Annotated in this window: 22 protein-coding genes, 1 pseudogene and 1 riboswitch; of the genes and pseudogenes, 22 read left to right on the plus strand and 1 reads right to left on the minus strand. The window is 32.0% G+C overall.

Annotated elements, in window-relative coordinates; all coding sequences use genetic code 11:
• Positions 1–19: 19 nt before the first annotated feature.
• The 17 genes from ABV008_RS02940 (at position 20) to ABV008_RS03020 (ending at position 16,600) form a co-directional block, all read left to right on the plus strand.
• A complete protein-coding gene (locus ABV008_RS02940; protein ID WP_352418322.1) occupies positions 20–1,177 on the plus strand; it encodes an amidohydrolase in 1,158 nt (385 codons plus the stop codon).
• Between the two features lie 166 nt (positions 1,178–1,343).
• A riboswitch (FMN riboswitch) is annotated at positions 1,344–1,461 on the plus strand.
• A gap of 275 nt (positions 1,462–1,736) precedes the next feature.
• Entirely contained in the window at positions 1,737–2,339 is a 603-nt protein-coding gene (locus ABV008_RS02945; RefSeq protein ID WP_352418323.1) for an ECF transporter S component, read from the plus strand.
• A gap of 205 nt (positions 2,340–2,544) precedes the next feature.
• Entirely contained in the window at positions 2,545–3,042 is a 498-nt protein-coding gene (gene tsaE, locus ABV008_RS02950; protein WP_352418324.1) for a tRNA (adenosine(37)-N6)-threonylcarbamoyltransferase complex ATPase subunit type 1 TsaE, read from the plus strand.
• Positions 3,014–3,736, plus strand: a complete 723-nt coding sequence (tsaB, locus tag ABV008_RS02955; RefSeq protein ID WP_352418325.1) for a tRNA (adenosine(37)-N6)-threonylcarbamoyltransferase complex dimerization subunit type 1 TsaB — start codon at positions 3,014–3,016, stop codon at positions 3,734–3,736. The genes tsaE and tsaB overlap by 29 nt, the downstream gene beginning before the upstream one ends.
• Complete coding sequence (gene rimI, locus ABV008_RS02960; protein WP_352418326.1) at positions 3,729–4,175, plus strand: ribosomal protein S18-alanine N-acetyltransferase; 447 nt, start codon at positions 3,729–3,731, stop codon at positions 4,173–4,175. Before tsaB ends, rimI begins: the two co-directional genes overlap by 8 nt.
• 54 nt (positions 4,176–4,229) lie before the next feature.
• Positions 4,230–4,406 carry an alpha/beta-type small acid-soluble spore protein gene (locus ABV008_RS02965; protein WP_352418327.1) on the plus strand — a complete coding sequence of 59 codons (177 nt, stop codon included), beginning with the start codon at positions 4,230–4,232 and terminating at the stop codon, positions 4,404–4,406.
• A gap of 161 nt (positions 4,407–4,567) precedes the next feature.
• Positions 4,568–5,767, plus strand: coding sequence for an o-succinylbenzoate synthase (menC, locus tag ABV008_RS02970; RefSeq protein ID WP_352418328.1), 1,200 nt, complete (start codon positions 4,568–4,570; stop codon positions 5,765–5,767).
• Between the two features lie 70 nt (positions 5,768–5,837).
• Complete coding sequence (locus ABV008_RS02975) at positions 5,838–7,157, plus strand: hypothetical protein (protein WP_352418329.1); 1,320 nt, start codon at positions 5,838–5,840, stop codon at positions 7,155–7,157.
• A gap of 154 nt (positions 7,158–7,311) precedes the next feature.
• The gene (locus ABV008_RS02980; RefSeq protein WP_352418330.1) at positions 7,312–8,277 is read left to right on the plus strand and encodes a dihydrodipicolinate synthase family protein; all 966 of its coding nucleotides are present in this window, start codon (positions 7,312–7,314) and stop codon (positions 8,275–8,277) included.
• Positions 8,278–8,300: 23 nt separating this feature from the next.
• Positions 8,301–9,557 (plus strand): beta/alpha barrel domain-containing protein, encoded by a 1,257-nt coding sequence (locus ABV008_RS02985; RefSeq protein ID WP_352418331.1) that lies wholly within the window; start codon positions 8,301–8,303, stop codon positions 9,555–9,557.
• Positions 9,558–9,565: 8 nt separating this feature from the next.
• A complete protein-coding gene (locus ABV008_RS02990; RefSeq protein WP_352418332.1) occupies positions 9,566–10,732 on the plus strand; it encodes a M20 metallopeptidase family protein in 1,167 nt (388 codons plus the stop codon).
• Positions 10,733–10,768: 36 nt separating this feature from the next.
• Entirely contained in the window at positions 10,769–12,007 is a 1,239-nt protein-coding gene (locus tag ABV008_RS02995) for an NRAMP family divalent metal transporter (protein WP_352418333.1), read from the plus strand.
• Between the two features lie 233 nt (positions 12,008–12,240).
• The gene (locus tag ABV008_RS03000; RefSeq protein WP_352418334.1) at positions 12,241–13,533 is read left to right on the plus strand and encodes an efflux RND transporter periplasmic adaptor subunit; all 1,293 of its coding nucleotides are present in this window, start codon (positions 12,241–12,243) and stop codon (positions 13,531–13,533) included.
• Positions 13,530–14,240 (plus strand): ABC transporter ATP-binding protein, encoded by a 711-nt coding sequence (locus ABV008_RS03005; RefSeq protein WP_352418335.1) that lies wholly within the window; start codon positions 13,530–13,532, stop codon positions 14,238–14,240. The genes ABV008_RS03000 and ABV008_RS03005 overlap by 4 nt, the downstream gene beginning before the upstream one ends.
• 25 nt (positions 14,241–14,265) lie before the next feature.
• Positions 14,266–15,486 carry an ABC transporter permease gene (locus ABV008_RS03010; RefSeq protein ID WP_352418336.1) on the plus strand — a complete coding sequence of 407 codons (1,221 nt, stop codon included), beginning with the start codon at positions 14,266–14,268 and terminating at the stop codon, positions 15,484–15,486.
• A gap of 21 nt (positions 15,487–15,507) precedes the next feature.
• The gene (locus tag ABV008_RS03015; protein ID WP_352418337.1) at positions 15,508–16,251 is read left to right on the plus strand and encodes a Yip1 family protein; all 744 of its coding nucleotides are present in this window, start codon (positions 15,508–15,510) and stop codon (positions 16,249–16,251) included.
• A gap of 124 nt (positions 16,252–16,375) precedes the next feature.
• Positions 16,376–16,600 carry a hypothetical protein gene (locus ABV008_RS03020; protein ID WP_352418338.1) on the plus strand — a complete coding sequence of 75 codons (225 nt, stop codon included), beginning with the start codon at positions 16,376–16,378 and terminating at the stop codon, positions 16,598–16,600.
• A 54-nt stretch (positions 16,601–16,654) separates the two neighbouring features.
• Here ABV008_RS03020 and ABV008_RS03025 read toward each other — a convergent pair whose 3' ends face one another.
• Positions 16,655–16,822 (minus strand): hypothetical protein, encoded by a 168-nt coding sequence (locus ABV008_RS03025; protein WP_352418339.1) that lies wholly within the window; start codon positions 16,820–16,822, stop codon positions 16,655–16,657.
• A gap of 303 nt (positions 16,823–17,125) precedes the next feature.
• Here ABV008_RS03025 and tsaD point away from each other — a divergent pair, with 303 nt between their 5' ends.
• The 5 genes and pseudogenes from tsaD to ABV008_RS03050 all read left to right on the plus strand — a co-directional run.
• Complete coding sequence (gene tsaD, locus ABV008_RS03030; RefSeq protein WP_352418340.1) at positions 17,126–18,169, plus strand: tRNA (adenosine(37)-N6)-threonylcarbamoyltransferase complex transferase subunit TsaD; 1,044 nt, start codon at positions 17,126–17,128, stop codon at positions 18,167–18,169.
• 21 nt (positions 18,170–18,190) lie between these two features.
• Positions 18,191–19,093: a DMT family transporter gene (locus ABV008_RS03035; RefSeq protein WP_352418341.1), complete on the plus strand. Its 903-nt coding sequence runs from the start codon at positions 18,191–18,193 to the stop codon at positions 19,091–19,093.
• Positions 19,094–19,151: 58 nt separating this feature from the next.
• Positions 19,152–20,843: a transporter substrate-binding domain-containing protein gene (locus tag ABV008_RS03040; protein ID WP_352418342.1), complete on the plus strand. Its 1,692-nt coding sequence runs from the start codon at positions 19,152–19,154 to the stop codon at positions 20,841–20,843.
• Positions 20,844–20,861: 18 nt separating this feature from the next.
• Positions 20,862–22,217 (plus strand): sigma-54-dependent transcriptional regulator, encoded by a 1,356-nt coding sequence (locus ABV008_RS03045; protein WP_352418343.1) that lies wholly within the window; start codon positions 20,862–20,864, stop codon positions 22,215–22,217.
• Positions 22,218–22,703: 486 nt separating this feature from the next.
• Positions 22,704–22,955, plus strand: a pseudogene (locus tag ABV008_RS03050) (glutamate formimidoyltransferase); the annotation flags it as partial.

Consider the following 22,955-nt stretch of genomic DNA (forward strand, 5'->3'; position numbering starts at 1 on the left):
TATTTAAGGGGGAATAATAATGCTTTTAATTAAAAATGCTAGGATTTATACAATGGCTGAATCTGGTATAATTGAAAATGGTAGCATCTTAATAGAAAATGGGAAAATAAAGGAGATAGCTAAGGACATAGTTGCACCACTTGATGCAAAAATCATTGATGCAGAAGGCAGATTAGTGACACCAGGATTTATTGATGCTCATTGCCATCTAGGAATGTGGGAAGATGGTATAGGATTTGAAGGCAGTGATGGAAATGAAATGGTTGACCCTGTCACACCTCATCTAAGAGCAATAGATGCTATAAATCCAATGGATGTTACATTTAAAGAAGCGCGTGAAGGTGGAATTACTTGCGTATCTACAGGTCCTGGTAGTGCAAATGTAGTAGGCGGACAGTTTGTTGCTATAAAAACATATGGTGATAGAATAGATGATATGATAGTTAAAGAGCCTTTAGCTATGAAAGTTGCATTTGGAGAAAATCCAAAAAGAGTGTATGAAAGCCAAAAAAAATCACCATCTACCAGAATGGCTACTGCTGCAATATTAAGAGACACGTTGATGAAAGCAAAAAGATATGTAGAAAAGCTTGAAAAATCAAAGGACGATCCTTCAAAAGCTCCTGAATATGATATGAAAATGGAAGCAATGGCTAAGGTTATAAGAAAAGAAATTCCTCTTAAGGCTCATGCTCATAGAGCTGATGATATCTTTACAGCTATAAGAATAGCAAAAGAATTTGAAGTGGATTTAACACTTGACCACTGTACAGAAGGACATTTAATAGCAGAGCATCTTGCAAAAGAAGGAAAACCTGCTATAGTAGGACCTACTCTTTCTGATAGGTCTAAATTTGAACTTAGAAATCTAACATTTGACACTCCTGCTACTTTACATAATGCTGGAGTTAAAATCGCCATAATGACAGATTCTCCTGTTATTCCACTACAATACCTTCCAATATGTGCAGGCTTAGCAGTAAGAGCAGGATTAGATGAGATGGAAGCATTTAAAGCTATAACTATTAATCCAGCTGAAATATTAGGCATACAAGATAGAGTAGGAAGTATTGAAGTAGGTAAAGATGCAGATATAGTGATTTTCGATGGCAATCCTTTAACAGATATAGGATGCAAGACTTATGCTACTATTATTGACGGAAAAAGAGTTAAGTAGATCAATTGAGAATTGTCATCCTGAACGCTAGTGAAGGATCTGGTTTAGCGATGGTTTAACGATAGTTTAACTATTGTTCAACAACTGTTTAACAACTGTTCAAAATTGAATTGACAAAATAATTATCCTATGAGATAATAAAGTTGTCAAAATCAACAAATAAATATAAAATCTTCAGGGCAGGGTGTAATTCCCGACCGGCGGTATAGTCCGCGAGCTGCTATGGCAGTTGACTTGGTGAGATTCCAAGACCGACAGTAAAGTCTGGATGAGAGAAGGTTTTGCTAATATCCACATACTTAATGAAACTTCGAATTAATTCGAAGATTAAGATTCTAAATCGGATATAAATTAGCTATTAAGCCCTGATGTAATAACTTCAGGGCTTTTTTATGACCTAACCCGATTTTTCGAATGCTTTTTTCGAAAAATCGATGGTAGGTCAAACGCAACGAGCACCAAATTTATGTGAGCGACAGCGAACAAATAAATTTGTGTTGCGAGACTGTGGAAAATACCAATTGCTCTGAAGGCAAATTAAAATTTGGAGGGATGGTATATGTTAATTGCAAAAGAAAGAATGAACACAAGGACATTAGTTAAGACATCAGTATTATCTGTATTGGCATTTTTAATAATGTACTTAGAGATGCCTCTATGGTTTACACCACCTTTTTTGAAGGTTGACTTAAGTGATATTCCAGCATTAATTGGTGCATTTTCACTGGGACCTATAGCTGGTGTAGTCATTGAATTACTTAAAAACATATTAAACTTAGCTATAGAAGGAACAACTACTGGAGCAGTAGGAGAGCTGGCAAACTTTTTTGTAGGTAGTATATTTGTATTTGTAGCTGGAGTTATATATCAAAAGAAAAAAACATTTCAAATGGCTATATTGGGTATGCTTGCAGCAACTGTAGCTATGACTGTTGCAGCTTCTGTATTAAATTATTATTTCCTAATACCTTTTTATGCTAAGTTGTTTGGTGCTCCTGTTGAAGCTTTTGTTGATATGGGTGCAAAGGTTAATAAATTTGTCACAGACTACAGAAGTTTTATATTATTTGGGATTGTACCTTTTAACTTACTGAAAGGAATTATGGTTTCAGTTATTACAATACCACTATATAAAAGAGTTTCTCCAATATTACACAAATAATAAATACCCTTATACACTTAAAAAGTATATAACTGTAATCACTCTGTGTGAAGCGCACCCCAAAAGTTAGACAATAATTTTTAATTTTTGGAGGTGCATTTTTATATGGCTAATATTATTATTGAATTATCTCCTTTGTATGCACTTGTATATCACACCTAAACTGGATATAATATTTTTAGGCTATTAAGGAAGGATGAAAGTATTGCTTAGAATAAATGTAGATAATTTAAAAGAAACAGAAAGAATTGGTTTTATACTTGGAAAATTATTAACTGGTGGCGAAGTAGTATGCATGACTGGAGACCTTGGTGCAGGAAAAACTACTATGACTCAGTCTATTGCAAAGGGTTTAGATGTAGAAGACTATGTAACAAGCCCTACATTTACAATAATAAATGAGTATAGCGGAAGATGCCCTTTATATCATTTTGATGTCTACAGAATTAATGATGTTGATGAAATGTATGATTTGGGATATGAAGAATATTTCTATTCAAGAGGTGTGTCTGTTATAGAATGGGCCAATATAATTGAAGAAATACTACCAGAAGAAAGATTAAACATAGAAATTAGTAAAAAAGATAATAATGAAGGTAGAGAGATAATAATAAGTGGAAATGGAGAAAAACATATAAATATTATAGAGAAAATAAAAGAGGAGCTGAAGAAAGATGAAAATCTTAGCCATAGATACCTCTAGTATGTCTGCAACATGTGCTGTTGTGGATGATGAAAAATTATTAGTAGAATATACTCTTAATCATAAACTAACTCATTCACAAAAGATAATGCCAATAATAAAAGAAGCCCTTGACAGTTGTAGCTTGAAGCCTGAAGACATAGATGTATATGCTGTAGCAAAGGGACCAGGTTCATTTACTGGCCTAAGAATAGGAGTGGCCACTGTAAATGGACTTGCTCAGGCAACAGATAAAAGAGTAGTAGGGGTGTCTACTCTTGATGCACTTGCATTTAATTTACCTTATTGTGAGGGAATAGTAGTACCAATAATGGATGCTAGAAGAGATAGAGTATTTACTGGAATATATAAATGGGTAAATGGAAACCTACATATAATTAAAGAACAAACAATCCTAGAGGTCAAAGAACTTATGGAAGTATTATCTGATAGACCAGAAAAAATAGTATTTGTAGGAGACGGAACTTATGCCTATAAAGATATTCTTTCGGAGTCATTAGGAGAAAAGGCTATATTCGCTCCAAAAAGTGCTAATATGGCGAGAGCCTCTTCTGTAGCAGAGCTTGCAATGGTAAAAGCTAAAGAAGGTAAAACTGAAAGTTTTTTTGAACTTGTACCAGATTATCTAAGAGAATCCCAGGCACAAAGAGAATATAATGAAAAGCATTGCTTAATAGGTGACAAAAATGAGTGATGTGATAATTAGGGAAATGACTGAAGAAGATGTAGATGGAGTATTAGCTATAGAAAGAGAAGTATTTACAACACCATGGTCAAGAGAAGCATTTGTTTTAGAAATAACCGAGAATCAACTAGCTAGGTACGTTGTAGCAGAAAAGGATGAAAAAATAGTTGGATACGGTGGACTTTGGCTCATATTAGATGAGGGACATATAACTAATATAGCTGTAAGCTCCCCATACAGAGGACAAGGCATAGGTAATCTAATCGTTGAAAAGCTTGTAGACATATGTGAAAAAAGAGATATAAAAAATATGACCTTAGAAGTCAGAAAATCAAACTTAATAGCTCAATCATTATATAAGAAATATGATTTTATTGATTGTGGAGTTAGAAAAGGCTATTATTCAGATACAAAAGAAGATGCTGTTATTATGTGGAGGGTAAAATAAAGTCACTTTGTAAATACTATATAGGGGACAAAAATTCCAAAGGAGATGATCTTATTGTCTAGAAGGAAGCTAGTTGTTCCAGAAGCTAGAAATGCCTTTGAACAATTCAAGACAGAGATTGCCAATGAATATGGAGTAGATGACCCTAGAAATTTAGCCGCAAAACATACAGGCGTTATAGTTAGAGAGCTAATAGCAAAAGCTGAAAAACAGCTAATAAACAAAAAGTAATTATGAAAATCAGAGGAAGCAAGTTTCCTCTGATTTTTTTATGACCTAACCCGATTTCCCGAATGTTTATTTTTAGTGTTGCTTTTTATTAAAGAATGATGTAGAATAATATAAAGACTATATAGAGACATGTCTTAATATTTCTTATAGAGGTGGAGAATTTGGACATAAATGAAAAGTTTAAAATTGATGGTGCGAGAATAGTTGAGGTCGATATACCTTACGCTATTCCATTTCAAATAAGTGGTGGAGTTAGTTATAGTAGAAAATCATTAATAATCGAATTGTGGTCAGATGGAATAGTTGGATATGGAGAATCAGCACCTTTTGAAGCGCCTTTTTATTCATCAGAAACAATTTCTTCTGCAAAAGCTATGCTAGAGGAATGGATATTTCCGAGAGTTATTGGCAAAGAAATTCAGTCTATTGAAGACATAAATCTAATTATAAATGATAGCATAAGAGGCAATAATTTTGCTAAAGCAGGAGTAGAAACTGCTTATTGGGATTTAGTTGCAAGAAAAAACAATATTTCTTTAAAAACACTTATTTACAATAAGCTAAAGGAATTAGGTACTACAGAAGAATATTTGAAGAATAATTCTTATATTTATTCTGGAGCATCAGTAGGGATACCTGAAGATAATAGCTATGACACATTAGCAAAATGGATTGAAGAATACGTAGAAGAAGGTTATAAAAGGATTAAAGTAAAAGTAAAACCAGGCTGGGACTTAAAGGCTTTAGAAACTGCAAGAAAAGTTATCGGAGATGACTTTATATTATGGCCTGATGCAAATGCTTCCTTTAATTTAAAGGAACATGAGAGTATTCTAAAAGAAATGGACAAGTACAATTGTACTTTCATAGAACAGCCTCTTCATCATGATGATATTCTTGATCACTGCAAATTAAGTAAAATGATTAAGACCCCGATTTGCTTAGATGAGTCTTTAAAATCAGAAAGGGTTGCAGAACAAGCAATAGAAATAGGCGGTTCAAATATCTGGAATATTAAAGTTCAACGAGTAGGAGGGATTTATGAGGCTTTAAAGATTTATAGTCTAGCTTCTAAGCACAACATTGAAGTGTGGGGAGGTACTATGCCTGAAAGTGGAATAGGTGGAGCATGTATATTAGCTCTTGCTACATTTTCTGGATTCAAATATCCTGCATGTATAGAGCCTAGCAGCAGATGGTATGGCAAAGGAAAAGATATTAAAGAAATGGTAATGGGCAAAGATGGAAAAATACATTTAGATGAAGAAGTTGGTATAGGAGAAATAAATAAAGACAATTATGAGAAATATGGTAAAATAGTTTATGAGAACATAATTAAAGATGGGACTAATCTTTGCTAGATAGAAGCAGTAAAAAATGTTCTCATAACAGACGAAAGGTGTGGATTCCTTTCTGATTGGAGGCTTATATATGAGAGTAGGGATTGTTGGACCAGAGGATTTGGTAAACGAAAGTATTGACATAGGAAAAAAATATAATTCCATTCAGACAGTTGGGATTCCCTATGAAGATGAAAAAGACACTTTAAACAAAGTAAAAAAATGGGAAAATAAAGTAGATGCATTTTTGTTTACAGGATTTTTACCATATTATCATGTGAGACAAACTCAATTAACAGACAAACAGCTGTTTTATTACCCTATATTAGGTTCAGCTTTATATAAGGTATTATTCAAAATGAAATTTCACAACAATATAAACATTAGTAAAATCAGCATAGATACTTTAAGGGAGTCAGAAATTGGAGAAGTGTATAAGGAATTAGAGGTATTCTATGATTCTTTGTATGTAAATGATATGCATTTGTCTAATTACTCTAGGGAGCAATATGTAGAATTTCATCGTAGCCTTTATGAAGAAGGTAAGACAGAAGCTGCTATAACCTCTATTAACTCTGTATATAAAAAGTTGAAAGAGTATAAGGTACCTGTTTTCAAAGCGACTCCTACAAAGTTTACAATGAAAGAAACCTTTAAGTTAATAGCATCAGCTAGTGAAACTAGACTTGCTAAAAGCAATCAAATAATTATTATAATAGTAGATATAAAAGAATATAGCTTAAATGGAAATAGAATATCTGCTCTTGAGATGAAAGAGAAAAGATTGTCTCTATATCAAGAGTTATTAAATTATAGCAGACTCAATCAGGCATCTGTTTTCTCTTCAGCAGATGGAGATGAATTCATTGTACTTATTACCAAGGGTATATTTCAAGAATATACTAACTCCTATGAGAGTATTCCTATAGTTAAAGAAATCAAGGATAAGTTTTCTATGTCTATTAATATGGGAATTGGAACGGGAACTAATGCCTTGGAGGCAGAGGAAAATGCAAGAAAAGCATTAGCATTATCTAAAGAAAAGAAAGATTCATTGGCTTATATGATAAATCAAGATAAAGTCGTAATTGGACCAATAGGTTCATCAAATAGCTTAGAGTATAAATTAAAAAGTCAAGATAAAACACTATTAAAATGGACAGAAAAAACTGATATTAGCATTTCTAATTTGACCATGATTAAAAGCTTACTATCAAAGATGCAGACAGATAGCATTACTGCTTCAGACATACAGAAAGGATTAGATATAACATTAAGATCTGCAAATAGAATAATGAACAAACTGGTAGATGGAGGAGCAGCAGTAGAGGTTGGAGTTGAACAACCTGGAAGAAGAGGACGTCCAAGTAGAGTTTACAAAATTGATTTTAGCGAAGATAAATTAAAATAGTATTGTAAAAATTTCTTAAGTCATGGAAACTAAAAATTCTAACTTTTAAATCTTTTTAGATATAGAAGAAGGAATTTTAAAATTTATGTTCAATATATAAATATAAACAATTAAAGACATATTAAAGAAACGTCTTTAAAGAGGAGGATGCGAAATGAAGTTTAAAGATATTCAAGACAATATTAAGAATTCAATAATCCCTGCAGTGCCTGTGCCATTTAACGAAGATGGTTCTATAAATTACGATGCTCAACAATCCTATGTAAAATGGATGAATCAACAGCCAATAAAATGTGTTGCTTTGTGGGCCCATACAGGTAGAGGACTTTTTCTTTCAAAGGAGCAAAGAGAAGAAGTATTTAATTCTTGGAGAAATGGCCTTAGTGATGAAAAATTAATATTATGTGGTGTTGGCGCTAAGAATGATGGACAAATAGATGATGAAAGATATATTGAAAAAGCAGTAGAAATGGCTGTTCATGCAAAAGAATTAGGAGCAGATGTACTACTTCCTTATGCACCAACCCTATTTAGAGGTAGACAGGATCAAGATGAGATGATAATCAAATATCATAAGAAAATAGCTGAAGTTGGACTTCCTATGGTTTTATTCTTTTTATATGAAGCTGCAGGAGGAATCACTTATTCTAAAGAGGTACTAAGAGAATTATTTAAGATAGAAAATGTTGTTGGAATCAAAATGGCAACTTTAGATTCTGTAATGACTTATCAAGATGTTAGCAATCTAATAATGGAAGAAGCTCCACATGTATCTTTGATTACGGGAGAAGATAGAATGTTTGGATATACGGTTATGAGAGGCGCAGTAGGAGCTTTAGTGGGTCTAGGAAGTATATATACTAAATTACAAAATGAAATGTTGAATGCTTATTATAATGGAGATTACAAGAAATTTATAGAAAAATCTATTGTTGTAGATAATTTAGCAGAGCACACATTCTATTATCCTATGGAAGGTTATATAGAAAGAGTTCTTTATATATTGGCTAAAAAAGGAATAATCCAAATGGAAGCTGCCAATGATCCTTATGGTCCTTTAGTAACAGAAGAAGAAAAGAAAAGGATTGACAGGTTTATTGAAAAGTTAGGAGACATGTAATTTCTACTAAAAGGAGAGATTCTATGGATAATATATATTTGATAAGTGATAAGCCTAAAGTAAATCTAGGGCTAAAACAGCAGATAAACTCAGATTATGAGCAGATTAAATACGAAGAATTGGGCTTAGAAAAGTATATTTTGGAAAAGTACAACTTAGATGTGTCTGGTAAGTATGGGAATCTAGTTACCAAGAATCCTTTTGGTAAGGCTTCAGGTCAACTTTCATCTAATATTTCTCAAATTAAGACAGATGCTGTTGATGGTTTAGGCTTTGCAGTCCTAAAGACTGTTATATCACAAGATGAAAACTCAGAGTCTTCTATGGAAGCCTGGAAGGTAAAAGCCCCCAAAATGGTTGTAGAAGAAATAGTAAGTGAAAGGGGGGAAAGAGGATATACAGTTACTTGGAAAGGTAGAGGCTGGGATAAAAGCTTTGAAGATTATTTAGAGCTAGTAGCTAAATCCTTTGATATATATAAAGAGACTCAAATGCCAGTTATCCCATCAGTTCAATACCATCTTCCAAATAGTGAAGAGGATTTTAGAGAATCTGAATACCGATTTACTACAAAAACCTTAGAAAGGGTTTGGAATGAATCTTCTGTAGATTTGCCATTTATAGTTGAACAAGATTTCAGTGCAACTTTATCAGGTTTAAAAAATACTAAAGAAGAAATATTAAGATGGTTAAGAGAGGTTCCAAGGTTAATAGACAAGTATATAGATACAGACAATAAAATAATTGGAGTTAAACTATTTAATCCTTCATTTGATGATGATTTTCAAGTGGAGATGGTAAAAACTTTAAATAACAATGCTTCTGATATAGTAGATACTATTACTTGCTTTAACAGGCTGTTTGATTTCAATAAAGAATTCGAAGACAAGAAGGGTATTGCCTACGGAGGATATGACCTAAGCGATAGAAACTTGAGAGTTCTAACAAAGTTTATTGATGAATATGGAAAGAAAACATTTATTCCTATTAGTGCAACAGGAAACATTAATTCAGGTAAGATGATGGTTGAATATGCACTAAGAGGAGCTACATCTGGACAAATTCATACCTTCTTTCAAGTTCCAAGTGAAAGTTTTAGATTGCATGAAGGTAGCAGAACTAAAAAAGCTTTACATGAACTAATGTTTAATCCCGCTAATGGATTAGTTGTTACTATGCTTTCATTAAGAAACATATTAGGAATTAAAGAAGAGCAAGTATTTAGATTCCTAGATATTCCAGAGTTGCATAGAAAAGTTCAACTAGACAAGCTAAAGTAGGTGATATTTTGGATAGTTTTAATCAAATATGGCTTAAAATCAAAGACCAAGTAATAGGCTTAAGACGAGACATACATAAATGGCCTGAAGTAGCCTATGAAGAGTACAAAACCCAAGAAAAAATAATTGAAATACTAAAAAATCATAATGTTGACTACAAAGTAGTTGCTAAAACTGGAGTATTAGCAACTGTACGCGGTAAACATCCTGGAACTACTGTTGCAATAAGGGCAGATATAGATGCTCTTTCAGTAAAGGAAGAAACAGGATTACATTTCCAATCTGAAAGAGAAGGATATATGCATGCCTGTGGTCATGATGGGCATATAGCCATTGCAATGGGAACTTTGTTAGCGATGCTGGAAAATAAAGATTTTAGTGGAAATATCAAATTCATATTCCAACCAGCAGAAGAGAAGATAGGTGGAGCTAGGCATTTTGTAGAAGGTGGATATTTAGAGGATATATCATGTATTATGGCTTTGCATTTATGGCCTGGACTTACCCAAGGAACTATTGGAATTAAAGATGGAGTATTTATGGCTTCTAATGATTATTTTGAAATAAAGATAGTAGGAAAATCTACCCATGGAGCGAGACCAAATGAAGGCATAGACTCCATATATATAGGAGCCAAAATAGTTGAAGAGTTGAAAAACCTAATTCCAAGGGAAGTAGATCCTGTAAAAGGTGCTGTAATAAGCATAGGAAGCTTTAATGGAGGAAACAGTTATAATATAATTCCTGAAATAGTTAATATACAAGGAACTACCCGCTGTCTTGACAGAGATTTAAGGACTTTTTTAGGGAAAAGAATACAAGAAATTTGTACAAGCATAGGTAATTTATATGGAGCAAAGGTAGAAGTTAATTATGTTTACCAGTATCCTGTCACCTATAACTATGAAGAAATTAACCATATAATTGCTAAAGAAGGAGAAAAAGTATTAGGTGAAAATAGCGTAGTAAAACTTGCAGAACCACTTATGATATCTGAAGATTTTTCGTTTTTCACTGAGAAGGTCAAAGGTGCTATGTTTTTATTAGGCACTGGCAATAAAGAAAAAGATTATACTTATCCTCTTCATCATAGCAAGTTTAACTTTGATGAAGAAATAACTTTAAAAAGTGGAATCAATATTATGCATAACTCTATAATCAATATTTTGAATTGATTGATTAATTACCTAAAAAATAGGGAGGTATTATTGATGAAAAATAATATTGTTGAAGAGTCAACAAACAAAAAGTCTAATGCTCTTTTAAGGATAATATCACTAATTGGACCTGGGCTAATAACTGCAGCAGTTGTAATGGGACCTGGAAGTATAACTGTTAGTAGTAAAGCAGGAGCAACAATGGGTTATTCGGTATTATGGACAGTTGCTGTAGCTGCAATTATGATGGGCATGTTTTCAAAAATGGGTTCTACTATTGGAATTATGTCAAAACAATCATTATTACAAACTGTGGCCAGTAAATATGGTCGGGTAGTAGCTTTTATTATAGGATTAGGTGGATTTTTTATAATAGCTGGGTTTCAAACAGGAAACAATATTGGAGTAGGTCTTGCCTTTAGCACCATGTTTGGCGGTTCTATTGGACTGTGGGCTGCTATATTTACTGTAATAGCTCTAATATTTATGTGGGGATTTTCCAATATATATGGCGTTTTAGAAAAAGTAATGACATTCTTAGTATTTATAATGATAATAACATTCTTCGGTAATTTGTTCGCTATAAAGCCAGATTTTGGCCAATTATTTAAAGGATTTATACCTAGTAAGCCTGAAATATTTGGGTTGGTTGTTTCTATATCTGCTACAACATTTAGTGTGGCTGCAGCAGCCTTTCAAGCTTATTCTGTTCGTGCTAAAGGATGGACAAAAGATGATTTAAAAGAAGGAGTTAAAAGTTCTAACATAGGAATTACAATATTAGCTCTTATTAGTATGGTTATTATGATAACTGCTGCAACTGTACTAAAACCAGCTGGTATACAAATTAATAGTGCTATAGATATGGCAATTCAATTAGAACCATTACTAGGACCTGCAGCTAAATGGCTATTCTTATTTGGATTCTGGTCAGCAGCATTTTCATCCTTCATAGTAAATGCTATGATAGGAGGCACTTTATTAGCTGATGGCTTAGGTCTAGGAGACTCTATGGAAAGCAAATGGTCTAAAATATTTGCTTCGTTTGTAATGGTATTAGGTACAATAGCAGCCATAGCTTTTGGACAAAACCCAATTCAATTACTAGTATTAGCACAAGGAACTACTATTTTTGCAGTTCCAATGATAGCTATAGTAATGCTTCTACTATCTAATGACAAAGAATTAATGAAAGAATATAAGAACAAACCATTGACTAACATAATTTCTGTACTTGCAATAATTTGGTTAATTTACTTATCATATAATCAACTTATGGGTTTTATAAAATAAAGAATTGCTTGAGGTTTATACTATAAATACAACTAAATTATGAAGACAAAATAATAAGGAGCTAATCCAAAATAAGGGTTAGCTCTATTTTGTTTATTAAATTTATTTTGTTTATTAAATTTATTTTTTGCTAAAATTATGAAATTATAATATAGTATTATTATCATTGAAGTACTTTTAACTAAATATAAGTCTATTATTAATATGTAATGATTTAAGTAGGAGGGAAATATATGGCAAAGAATAAGAAAAAAGCTATATGGATAGTCCTTGCATCTGTACTTGGATTAGCCGTAATAGCTGCAGGAGTCGTAAAAGCTCTAAATACAGAAAAAGAAGCTAGTACATATGTATCAGTAGTAGAAGTAGAAAAAGAGAATGATTTTGATTCGACTTTGATTACTGAAGGGATTTTGAAATCAAAAGAACAAAGAAATGTGGTTTCAAACCTTCCTTATATGATACAAGAAGTATTATTCAAAGAAGGAGAAGTAGTGTCTGAGGGAGATACATTATTAAAGATTGATGTAAAGGATTTGGAATATAAGATAAAAACTGCTGAAATAAGTCTTGAAATGGAGAGACAAAGACTTAAAAACATGGAAAGACAGTTAAACGAACCTAGTAGTACTCTTGAGCTAGAAAAAAGCTTGGAAAATGCTGAACTAGCTTATGAAAATGCTAAAACAAAATACGAAGGTTCAAAAACGCTTTTCGATGCTGGTGCTATAAGTAAGGCAATGTTAGATGCTGATGAAGCAAATATGTTAACAGCTAAAAATAATTATGAACTAGCACAAAAGAGAATAGAAGACTCTGAGGACAATGAAGATTTAAAGTCTAACATAGATATTCAAAGAAAGAATGTAGAGATTCAGGAAATATCTCTTAAATCTCAGAAGGAGTCTCTAGGAGATTCAATTATCAAGAGTCCTATAGATGGCACAATAGTACTTTCAAATGCGCGTGTTGGTATACCTGCTACAGCTGCAACACCTTTATTTGTCATAGAGGACACAAATAACCTTGAAATAGAAGTCGGTATAGGTGAATATGATATAAGTGAAATAAAATTAGGACAAAAGGTAAAAGTTACTGGAGAAGCGTTTAAGGGAAAAGAAATAGCTGGAGAAGTATCTTTTATAGCTCCATCGGCAACTGTCGTACCAACTGGAACTGGAAAGGAAACACAGGTTACTGTTAAAATAGACATACCAAACTCTGATAATTATTTAAAACCAGGGTTTACAGCTAATGTTGCAATTAATACTGCATTTAAGAAAGAGGCTTTGGTTATCCCTTATGAAACAGTATATGAAAAGAAAGATGGAACAAAAGTAATATTTAAAGTAGAAAATAACAAAATCAAAGAAGTTCCTATTTCAATAGGCATTCAAGGAGACTTAAAGCAAGAGGTTATTTCTCCTGAAATTAAATTGGGAGATAAAATAGTCGTTAATCCTAGTGAAAATTTAAAAGATGGCTTAGAAGTTTCAATTTTAAACGGCAAAGGTGAGCAAAAATGATAAAGATAGAAAACCTAGGCAAGATATATGATACAGGTAAAATAGCTGTAGAGGCTCTAAAAAGTGTAAATTTTGAAGTTCACAACGAAGAGTTTGTATCTATAATGGGGGCATCAGGTTCTGGAAAGTCTACTCTTATGAACATATTAGGGTGTTTAGATAGACCTACATCAGGTAGTTATTCACTGGATGGAGTATTAGTGGAAAACTTAAATGAAGTACAGCTTGCTGCAATTAGAAACAAAAAAATTGGATTTGTATTTCAATCTTTTAATTTATTATCTCGTACATCTGCACTAAAAAATGTAGAGTTACCAATGACTTATGCAGGTATATCAAAAAAAGAGAGAAGAAAAAAAGCCTTAGAAGTATTAGAAAAAGTAGGTCTTGCAGAAAGAGTAGATCATTTGCCTAATGAGTTATCTGGTGGTCAGAAGCAAAGAGTTGCCATAGCTAGAGCACTAGTAAATGATCCTGCTATTTTGCTAGCAGATGAGCCTACAGGAAACCTTGATACTAAATCTGGAGAAGAGATTATGGCAATATTTCAACAGCTTAATAAGGAAGGAGTTACAATAATATTAGTAACTCACGAACCTGAAATTGCTCAGCATACTAAGAGAATAGTTTTATTTAGAGATGGGTGCCTTATTGATGATAGAAAAGTAGAAAATCAAATTATTATAAAGCCACAGACAGCTATATAATGATGTATATAAAGAAGGTGATGAAATGAATTTTGTTGAAAGTTTAGGCTCTGCACTATCAAGCCTCTGGGCAAATAAAATGCGTACTTTCTTGACTATGCTAGGAATAATCATAGGTATAGCTTCTGTGATAACTATAGTATCATTAGGTCAAGGCAGTCAGGCACAGATAGGCAATGAATTTAAAAAGATTGGAGCAAATTTGGTAGCTATTTATACTAACTGGGAAAAGGATCTAAATAGAAATGACTTTTTCGATGAAGAGGACTTAAAGACAGTTAAAAGGGTATTTGGAGATAGAATAACAGGAGTTTCTGTCATTCTTGGTTCTAATGGTACTGCTGTTAAGGGCAGAAATAATGCCTCCTTAAATATGTACGGTGTAAGCGAGGATTATAACAAGATGACACCTGTAGATATTGTAGATGGAAGATTTTTATTGGAATCTGACGTAAAAGGAAATAGGAGAGTCTGTATAATAGATGAAAAGCTTGCAGATAAGGTGTTTAAAAGAAAAGATGTCTTGGGAGAAAATATAATGGTTGACACTGGTTCATCTAAGATGTCTTTTACAATAGTAGGTATTTACAAGACACCAGGGGGTACTTTAGAAAATCTAGCCCAACAGTTTATGGGAGATACTACTACTTTTTATGTTCCTTATTCTATAATGAAAAGCTTAGGATACGGTGATAGATATAGTCAGTTTCAAATCAATGTAACAGATAGCAAAGAAATAGATGAAGTAAGCAAAGAAATAATTAGTGTATTGGAAAGAAAGCATAGAAATGCAGGTAAAGACTATTATCTTTATCAAAGTGCACAACAACAAATGGATATGATGAATAATGTGCTTAGCATGTTATCTAGCGTTGTTGGAGCTATAGCTGCTATATCTCTTTTAGTTGGTGGAATAGGAGTAATGAACATAATGCTTGTGTCGGTTACTGAAAGGACTAGAGAGATAGGTATAAGAAAGGCTATTGGAGCCACTAGAAAAGATATATTGATTCAATTTTTAGTGGAAGCTATGATTGTATCAGGAACTGGTGGGTTAATTGGAACAATCCTTGGCCTTACAATTCAGAGTATAATTTCTATGTCTATAGGAATACCACCTTCTGCTTCTGTAGGTACTATTCTAATGGCGGTGTTGTTTTCAGCAGCTGTAGGGATTTTCTTTGGAATGTATCCTGCAAATAAGGCTGCGAAACTTGACCCAATAGAGGCTTTAAGGTATGAATAAAATTACGAAAGGAGTGTAAAAATGACAGAAAATCTTAATCAAAATGAAAATCTAGTTCAAAATCAAAATGAGGTAAAACCATTTAGTTGGTGGGAAAGACTAAAGTGCGTTTTTGTAAGTCCAAGTAAAGCTTTTGAAAACCTAAAGCATCATCCAAAAGTATTATTTCCAATACTTGTAATATTAATTGGTGTACTTCTCTTATCTTTACTAAGGATTAACGTTATGAAGGAGTTTTTGAAAGAAACTGCTATTCAACAGTATGCGCAGATGGGAATGGAAGTTCCTGAAGGTATTGATGCGTTGTTAAGTGTACAGGTTTACGGTGCAATTGCAGGTACAATTATTGGTATAGTAGCTTTTTGGTTAGTTAAAAGCGCACTAATTAATGCGTTTTCTGGCTTTGTTAACGGAACTGGTACATTCAAGCAAGCAATTTCAGTAATTACATATTCATATTTTCCAGTTTTTTTAGGTAGTATAATAACCACTATAATATCATTGATTACAAAACAATATAATATACTTACATCCTTAGCTGTATTTCTTCCTAATTCTCAGGTTGGTACATTTTTGCATACTTTTTTAGGGAATCTTGATATTTTCGTAATATGGTACCAAATACTTGCTATAATAGGTATATCTAAAGTATATTCAATAAGCAAGAAAAGCTCTGCTATACTAGTTTTAGGGACTTGGCTTGTATATATATTGGCTTCTTCAGGATTAGGAGTTCTAGGAATGAAGGTGGCTGGACTAGCTTAAAATCAAAAATCATTATATCTTTAATAAAAACATAGGTCACTTGATCTATGTTTTTGTTTTATTTTTTGAAAAAATACAGATAATAAATTAAGGGGTTTTAGTTAAATAAATTGGAGGGATACGTATGGCAAGTAAGGAACAACTAAGAAGAGTTGCTGAAAAATGTAGTCAACATAGATATACATCAGATGACGAAAGATTAAAATCTTCAGTAAATCCATCTGGATATGTGAAAAAAAGCTGTGAGAACTGCATTCATTTTACAAGAGAGCATAAATGCGATTTAGACTTAACTGATGAGATATTGACTAATATGGCTATGGAAATGGATTATGATGAATGGCGATAGATAATTAGAAGCTTATGTTTAAAGGCTGGGCAAAGCTGCCCAGCTTAAGCAATTTTAACGATAACTTTCCTTGCTTCTGTGATTGTCCTCTTGCTCTAATGGTTTGTCTTTCACTACCATCATAAGAGCATAATCGCCATAGCTTATATCCTTTAGCATGCCATCAGACATTACATTAGCATTAGAAAACTTCCAATAAAAAGGTCTTCGATTGTTTGCCATGACATCACTCCTAAGGATATTTTTTATTCTAAGGTATTGTCTTTCAGACAAACTTTCTTAAGACTTTGGTCTAAGTCTCTAATTATATTTTCTGTTTTTTACAATAATAATATTAAAGAAATATTTAGGATGAAAACTATAATAAGGTTAAAAAGAATGTAGATATGGTAATATGAAATTCGTGGTGCTATAATGTATGATAGAGTGTTGAAATCTATAGGAAATGCAATAGAAATATACACACACGGCTTCTGATACCAATAATTCTATTGTATTTCCATATTTAATTATGGAGGAGTTAAAATGAACAATAATACAAAAAAAGATATAATTACACTTGCTATTGAGACCTCCTGTGATGAAACCGCAGCGGCAGTACTAAAAAATGGAAGACAGGTATTATCTAATATAATATCTTCACAAATAGAAATTCATAAAAAATTTGGGGGAGTAGTGCCAGAAGTGGCTTCAAGAAAGCATATTGAAAATATTAATATGATTGTTCAAAATGCTCTAGATGAAGCGGGAATAACTCTCGAAGACGTAGATAATATTGGAGTAACATATGGACCAGGACTTGTAGGAGCCTTACTTGTAGGCGTATCTACAGCAAAAGCTCTTGCATTTGGTAAAGATATACCTTTAGTTCCAGTAAATCATATAGAAGGTCATATTTATGCTAATTTCATAGAATACCCCGAATTAGAGCCACCTTTTATATGCCTTGTAGTTTCTGGTGGACATACACATTTAGTATATATGAAAGATTATGGTGATTACCAGCTTTTAGGTAGAACTAGAGATGATGCTGCAGGAGAAGCATTTGATAAAATTGCTAGAGCATTAGGGCTAGGATATCCTGGAGGACCACTTATTGATAAACTTGCTGTAATAGGGAACAAAAATGCAGTGGATTTTCCTAGGGTATATCTTGAAGAAGATAGCTATGATTTTAGCTTTAGCGGCCTTAAATCAGCAGTGCTTAATTACCTAAATAGTTCAAAGCAAAAAGGTGAAGAAATATCTGTAGAAGATGTAGCTGCTAGCTTTCAACAATCCGTAATAGAGGTTTTGACAGAGAAGGCAATAAAAGCCGCAAAACAAATGAACTCAAAAACTATTGTGGTAGCAGGCGGAGTAGCTGCAAATCAAGGACTTCGAAATATGTTAATTCAAAGAGGAGAAAAAGAAGGATTAGATATTAGATTTCCTTCCAAAGTATTATGTACAGATAATGCAGCTATGATAGGTTGTTCATCTTATTATAATTTTTTAAAAGGAAATATTGCAGGACTCGATTTAAATGCAGTACCAAATTTAAGACTTGAGGAGCAAATGGCACTTTAAATTTTTTCAGGAGATGACATTATGAATAGGATAAAGGGTATTGTATATACTATAATTTCAGCAGTAATATTTGGAGTTACTCCTATCTTAGCAAAAAACACTTTTCTTGGTGGCAGTACAGCTATTATGTTAACTTTTTTCAGAGGTATTATGCCTATACCAATTATTTATCTTATATTGAAAATCAAAAAAGTTGACATGCGATTACAAAGAAAAGAATTAGTTCAAGTACTTATTTTGAGTCTTTTAGGAACAGCATTTACAACTGTTACTCTCTATAGCTCATATAATTACATTTCAGTTGGGATGACCACAACTATACACTTTATATACCCATCCCTTGTTACTATTGGAGGTATATTGTTTTTCAAAGATAAAGTTAGCATTATTAAAATAATAGCCCTAATTTTTTCTACTATAGGAGTTCTTATGTTTTTTGATGGGAAAACTACTGGGAATACTATAGGGATAGTACTTGCCATAGTATCAGGGATTAGCTATGCTTTCTATATGTTATTTATTGAGAAGACAGGGCTACGATTAATAAACTCTTTGCTAATTACCTTTTACATCTGCGTTATCAATGCAATCTTTATGTTCATTTTTGCTACACTAACTAATCAGATTACATTTAAACTAACATTAGATGCTTGGATTTATACTTTTGTTATAGCTATTCTTAATTCTCTTGGGGCAGTTAATTTATTACAGTTAGGCATTAAGTACATCGGGGCATCTACAGCTGCAATATTATGTACATTTGAACCAATAACAAGTGTTATACTAGGAATATTTTTGCTAAACGAAGAAAAAAGTATGAATGTAGTTATAGGATGCTTATTTGTTATAGCTGCAGTAATAATTTTGTCATTACCTAAGAAGAAACAGGCTGATTTAGAAGAAAACACAGCCCAGACCTTTTAACTGGAGATTAAGACTCTCTTGAAAGGGTACTTTAGATTATTTTAGGGAGAGTAATACTATGCAAACTATAGAAATATGTGGAGATAGTAATTATCCGCCATTTGTATTCTTAGATAACAATGGAAAATGTAGTGGCTTCAATACAGATATTACGAAATGTATCGCAGAAGAAATGGGGTTTGATGTTACTTTTAAGCTTATGGAGTGGACAAGAGCCATAGAGTATGCTAAAAGTGGGAGATGCCAAGCAATACAAGGCATGTCAATATCAAATCGTAGAAAAAAAGAGTTTAATTTTTCTAAAGAATATATAACTGTTTTTCACTCTGTATTTACATTAAGAGAAAGAGAAGATATAGCATCATTAAATGATTTATCTGGTTTAAAGATAGCGGTTCAAGAAGATGATATAAGCTATGATACAATTAAAAAAATATCTAGAAATAGTAGGGCAATTCATGTCATTTCAGTTTCTAGCCAGGAAGTTGCCCTTCAGAAGTTATTTCATAGAGAAGTTGATGCAATAGCTGGAAACAGACTTACTATAATGTACTTTGCAAAAAAACAATATGACTATTGTTTACTAAAATCCATTGGAGAACCAATTAATATTACGAAATTTGGTGTTGGTTTTGCTAAAAATAGAAGCGATCTTTTGAGTTTATTTAATCAAGGAGTCCAAAGAATAAAGGAAAACGGGAAGTATAAAAAGATATATGATAAGTGGTTTGGGCAGCAAATTGATTATATTGATAATCAGATAATAGAAAACGTAGGTACAGGTGTTATATGTATAAATAGTCTTGGAAATATTACTGCAATGAATAATTCAGCAAGTATAATTCTTAACATTGAAAAGGAAAAAAACTTATTTAAATCTTTTTATGAATCAGAGCTTACTAAATTCATAGATATTTATTTAATTCAAGAAGTGCTATATGATAGCGGAAGTGCATTTTCAAAGCAGGTTAAATATAATGTAAATGGAAGTGAGAAAGTACTTAAAGTGAATATGAGTCCTCTTTTAGATTATGACAATAATGTAATTGGAGTCATAATTAACTTTAGAGACATAACTAAGGAAAAAAGGATGGATGAAGCACTAAGAACACAAGACAAAATGCAATCTTTAGGGATGCTAATATCAAATGTAGCACATGAAATTAGAAATCCATTTACAAGTATAAAGAACTTCATAAATCTAATACCTGATAATATAGATGATGAAGAATTTAGAGAATCTTTACTTATACATGTACCACAGCAAATAGATGCAATAGACAGTATATTAAAAGAGCTACTTGAATATTCTTCACCTAAATCACCAGTTATTTCTTTAGTAAAATTAAAGACTTTTATAAATTCTATTCTTAAAATAACAAAATCAGATAAAAATATAAACTATATTGAAGAGATTCCAGAAGACATAGAGATAAAAGTTGATGAAAAGCATTTAAGGCAAATACTTATTAATATTATAATAAATGCCATAGAATCTATTGAAGAAAATGGGAATATATTTATTACAGCAAATAAAGAGGGTAATCTAAATAAAATAGTTATTTCTGATAATGGAGCGGGTATTTCTCAAGAAGATTTAAACAGAATATTTGATCCGTTTTTTACTACTAAAGAAACAGGGACAGGCCTAGGGCTATACATTACCTATCAATTGATAAAAGAGAACAACGGAGAGATTGAAATAGAAAGTAGTAGTAATGGGACTAAAGTTTCTATTATCTTTCCTTAAAAAGAGGGAGATTTGCAAATGAATAAACTATTAATAATAGATGACGATATTTCCATATGTGAATCACTAAAATATGCTTTTAAGAAAAAATATGAACTATTCTTTGCTCACGAACCAGTAAGAGCTATGGAATATTTTAATCATAATGATATAGATGTAATTTTACTAGACTTAAAACTTGGGAAATGGAACGGAATGGATCTTTATTATAGCTTTAGAGAGCAAAAGCCAAATGCTATAGTTATTATTATGACTGCATTTGGCACTATAAAATCGTCTATTGAAGCAATAAAAAAAGGCGTCTTTAATTATATTACTAAACCAATAGACTTAACTGAACTAGAAGTTATTATTGAAAAAGGCATAGAATTAAATAATCTTTATAAAAAAGTCAACTATTTAGGAGAGGAATTAAGGAAAAAGCATGAACAGGAAGGCATTGTAGCTAATTCAGATAATATGAAAGTAGTTTTAAGTACTGTCAATAAGGTAAAGGATATTGAATCAAATGTACTTATTACAGGAGAAAGTGGAACAGGAAAAGAAGTCATTGCTAGAGCAATTCATTATCAAGGAAAAAGAAAAAACAACGCTTTTCATGCTATTAATTGTTCAGCTATTCCTAGTAGCCTTCTGGAAAGTGAACTATTTGGATATGAAGTAGGCGCTTTTACAGGTGCAGTAAAAGCAAAAAAAGGCTATTTTGAAATGGCAGATAAAGGTACTTTATTATTAGATGAAATAGGAGAGATGGAACCTTTACTGCAAAGCAAGCTCTTAAGAGTTATACAAGAAAAAGAAGTGATACCTTTAGGGTCTAGTGAATCTAAAAAAATAGACGTAAGAATATTAGCTGCAACAAATAGAGATTTAAAAAAAGCAGTAGAAAAAGGGATTTTTAGAGAAGATTTGTACTACAGACTGAATGTAATAAATATCCATTTACCTCCATTAAGAGAGAGAAAAGAGGATATTCCTTATTTGATTGAATATTTTGTAAGAAAATACAATAGAATTCTGAATAAAAATATAAAAGATGTATCTGCTGAATTTATTAATTCTTTATGTAAATATGAATATAAAGGAAATATAAGAGAACTTGAAAACATTATTGAAAGGGCTATAGCCTTAAGTGAAGAAGAAGAGCTTACAGTAAAGGATATTCCACAATATATATTAAAAAATCAAACTCCAGTTAATAGCATGGAAAAACTTATTCCTGTGTTTATAGGTGAAAGCTTAAAAGAAATAGAAAAAAGAGTGATTAAAACTACCTATGAATCCTTTGGGCACAATCAAAAAGAAACAGCTAAGGTTTTAGGTATTACAGCAAGAACCATTAGAAATAAATTGAGAGATATGGGAAGTAAATAATAAAAGCATATGGATAATAGTTTGAAAGGGAAAAAACTTCCCCCAAGGAAAAATTTTCTCTTTTTCTGTTCTGTATTGTAATCAATAAGATTTTAATCATATCATGTCAATGCAAGAATAGGATTACTGTAAATTTCAACTATTGACTAAACATTTTATGTAATATTTTATTTAATTTTTTATGTAAATTAAATTATAAGCTAATAACAGATAGAAATCTAAAACCTTGTTAAATAAGGAGATACAAGGATTTGGAAATATTTTTATTATTTTTTGTCTTTTTAAAATAGTTGGCACTTCATTTGCATATTAAGTATTATGTAAATAATATTTTATTAACTAATTGACTAAAAGACTAATTAATGAGGAAAACTATTAATCAATATCTACTGTTATTGATTAAACTCTTTAGAATTAGGATAAAGAGAGTTTCATTATTTAGCTTAATCTTTTTTATGAATATAATTTTAAAAAGGAGGAATACAAATGTCTGCAGAAAAACAGTATATCTTAGCAGTACCTAACTTTAGTGATGGTAGAAGAAAAGAAGTAATAGAAGCAGTAGTAGAAGAAGTAAGAAAAGTAGAAGGTGTAAAGCTTGTAAGCTACGAGCCAGAGCATGACTTTAACAGAACAGTAGTTACAATAATAGGAGAGCCAGCACCACTTAAGAAAGCACTTCTTAACATGGCTGCAAAATCCATAGAGCTAATCAACATGGAAGAACAAAAAGGTACA

Origin of the sequence: Proteiniborus sp. (assembly GCF_040308045.1) — a bacterium.
Lineage (GTDB): Bacteria > Bacillota > Clostridia > Tissierellales > Proteiniboraceae > Proteiniborus.

Excerpts from the sequence above, each read along its gene's own strand:
- ABV008_RS03045 (WP_352418343.1), top strand. The coding sequence starts at position 20,862 with ATGAATAAACTATTAATAATAGATGACGATATTTCCATATGTGAATCA.
- ABV008_RS03005 (WP_352418335.1), top strand. The coding sequence starts at position 13,530 with ATGATAAAGATAGAAAACCTAGGCAAGATATATGATACAGGTAAAATA.
- rimI (WP_352418326.1), top strand. The coding sequence starts at position 3,729 with ATGAGTGATGTGATAATTAGGGAAATGACTGAAGAAGATGTAGATGGA.
- ABV008_RS02945 (WP_352418323.1), top strand. The coding sequence starts at position 1,737 with ATGTTAATTGCAAAAGAAAGAATGAACACAAGGACATTAGTTAAGACA.
- ABV008_RS03015 (WP_352418337.1), top strand. The coding sequence starts at position 15,508 with ATGACAGAAAATCTTAATCAAAATGAAAATCTAGTTCAAAATCAAAAT.
- ABV008_RS02980 (WP_352418330.1), top strand. The coding sequence starts at position 7,312 with ATGAAGTTTAAAGATATTCAAGACAATATTAAGAATTCAATAATCCCT.
- ABV008_RS03010 (WP_352418336.1), top strand. The coding sequence starts at position 14,266 with ATGAATTTTGTTGAAAGTTTAGGCTCTGCACTATCAAGCCTCTGGGCA.
- ABV008_RS03020 (WP_352418338.1), top strand. The coding sequence starts at position 16,376 with ATGGCAAGTAAGGAACAACTAAGAAGAGTTGCTGAAAAATGTAGTCAA.
- ABV008_RS03025 (WP_352418339.1), bottom strand. The coding sequence starts at position 16,822 with ATGGCAAACAATCGAAGACCTTTTTATTGGAAGTTTTCTAATGCTAAT.
- ABV008_RS03035 (WP_352418341.1), top strand. The coding sequence starts at position 18,191 with ATGAATAGGATAAAGGGTATTGTATATACTATAATTTCAGCAGTAATA.
- ABV008_RS02975 (WP_352418329.1), top strand. The coding sequence starts at position 5,838 with ATGAGAGTAGGGATTGTTGGACCAGAGGATTTGGTAAACGAAAGTATT.
- ABV008_RS03000 (WP_352418334.1), top strand. The coding sequence starts at position 12,241 with ATGGCAAAGAATAAGAAAAAAGCTATATGGATAGTCCTTGCATCTGTA.
- ABV008_RS02995 (WP_352418333.1), top strand. The coding sequence starts at position 10,769 with ATGAAAAATAATATTGTTGAAGAGTCAACAAACAAAAAGTCTAATGCT.
- ABV008_RS02940 (WP_352418322.1), top strand. The coding sequence starts at position 20 with ATGCTTTTAATTAAAAATGCTAGGATTTATACAATGGCTGAATCTGGT.
- ABV008_RS03040 (WP_352418342.1), top strand. The coding sequence starts at position 19,152 with ATGCAAACTATAGAAATATGTGGAGATAGTAATTATCCGCCATTTGTA.
- ABV008_RS02985 (WP_352418331.1), top strand. The coding sequence starts at position 8,301 with ATGGATAATATATATTTGATAAGTGATAAGCCTAAAGTAAATCTAGGG.
- tsaB (WP_352418325.1), top strand. The coding sequence starts at position 3,014 with ATGAAAATCTTAGCCATAGATACCTCTAGTATGTCTGCAACATGTGCT.
- tsaD (WP_352418340.1), top strand. The coding sequence starts at position 17,126 with ATGAACAATAATACAAAAAAAGATATAATTACACTTGCTATTGAGACC.